General features: G+C 58.8%; 1 protein-coding gene and 1 pseudogene. One reads left to right on the top strand and one right to left on the bottom strand.

Annotated elements, in window-relative coordinates:
- A pseudogene (locus V6C07_RS01265) lies at positions 1–357 on the bottom strand (hypothetical protein); the annotation flags it as partial.
- A gap of 197 nt (positions 358–554) precedes the next feature.
- Here V6C07_RS01265 and V6C07_RS01260 point away from each other — a divergent pair.
- The coding region (locus V6C07_RS01260; protein ID WP_333534585.1) for a hypothetical protein at positions 555–1,552 on the top strand (998 nt) is incomplete at its 3' end.

The raw sequence follows: 1,552 nt of genomic DNA, 5'->3' as shown, positions 1-1,552 counted from the left end.
TACATGCTGGTCCCGCACGGGCAGAGTTGTCTGGTCCGGCGAACCGGACGCGCCCAAAGCGGCAGGCGCGGCAGAAGCGGAAACAGCCGGAGCAGCCGGGGGCAGTATGGGCTTCACGGTCATGCCGGTTTTTTTGCCGTCGCGCGTGCGTACTTCAAAGGTGCGGTTTCTGAGTTGAGCTACCTGACTGTCCAGAACAGCCACGCTCTGCTCCAGCGTGTGCAGACGCTGGTCTGTTTCGCGCAGGGCTTTCTGGTTGGCGGAGCTTTTATCTTCCACATGCCGCATCTGGGCGGAGGAAGCGCAGCCGGCAACCAGCGCCGCGCAAACCAATGGTACCGCAAAGATTTTTTTCATAACCAGCCTCCCCTGTAGTTTTGCCCCAAGCCCGGCCATATTTCAAGAACCCTTGCGGCCCCGGCCTTTTTAAGGCAAATACAGGTTTGCACACATTTTTTTGACTATAGCGTATTTTCCCAAGTCAGCGCAAGATTGCAAGGAGCGACCATGAGTGTTTCTGTTCTGAAGTCACGCCAGACCGGGGGCGGCGCCCGATGAACTTTTTTCAGGATGTGTTGGCGCAGATGACCATGTGGGCAGCATTGCCCAAACAGTGGCTGCATGCCTATCCTTTTTTGCAGACCGGCATAGACGCCCTGTGTGTGACCCTGCCCCTGGCGGCGCTGCTGGCCTTTGCGGGCCTTGGTTTTGTGTCCGCCACGGCAAGAATTTTTTCCATCACACGCAAACGCTCTTCCTATGACAAATGCGCGCGCCAGCTGGCTATGCTGGCTATGGTTCTGGGCTGGACCCTGCTGATCGCGGGGCGCGTGTGGCTGTTTTTTGTTCAGAGCGCCTACACGCCGGACTCTCTGCCAGATTTCATGGTGGAACTGAGCTGGATATTACTGGGCCTGGCCGTGCTTATCAGCAGCCTCTATTTCGCCTTGTGGAAATTTCTGGTCAAAACACCCATCCTGCACATCGTTATGGGCTTTGTAAGCGGCATGCAGGCATGCATCGCCGTGGCCGTCACCCTTGGCGCTGCCCGCATGCTGAGCGCCTATACGCGCCCGGACGCCAGCAGCATCACCCTTGGGGACATCTTTTTTCCCGGCTGGCTGTCGCCCTTCTGGTGCGCCCTGTACTGGACCCTGCCCCTGGCTCTGGCTATGGCAGGAGCCTGCGGCGCCATGTGGCTCGTCATACGCCGCAAACGCGAGGACTTCGGCCGCGACCATTACAACACCATGATTCCCTGGTGCGCCGCGTGGGCGCGCAATGCCTGGACCATCTTCTGGCTGATTTTTCTTGGTGCAACCGTGGCGGAAATACAGCAAAGCTGGCAGGGTGATGCCTTTACGGGCCGCAATGTGGCGCTTGAAAGCGCCAAGGTGCTCATCTGGCTTGCGCCTTTGGCCTTGTGGACCATTGTGGCGCGCAGCGTGGCCCCCATGCGTCACAAACTCAGCCTGCTGGCGGCATTGCTGCTGGCCGTGGCCTTTATGCTGCCCTATTATGCGCAGGTGACCGACCTTTCAGCCCTGAAAGC

The organism is Desulfovibrio sp. 1214_IL3152 (assembly GCF_036763055.1).
In the GTDB taxonomy this organism is placed as follows: Bacteria; Desulfobacterota; Desulfovibrionia; order Desulfovibrionales; family Desulfovibrionaceae; genus Desulfovibrio.
This window is presented reverse-complemented; position numbering and strand designations above follow the sequence as displayed.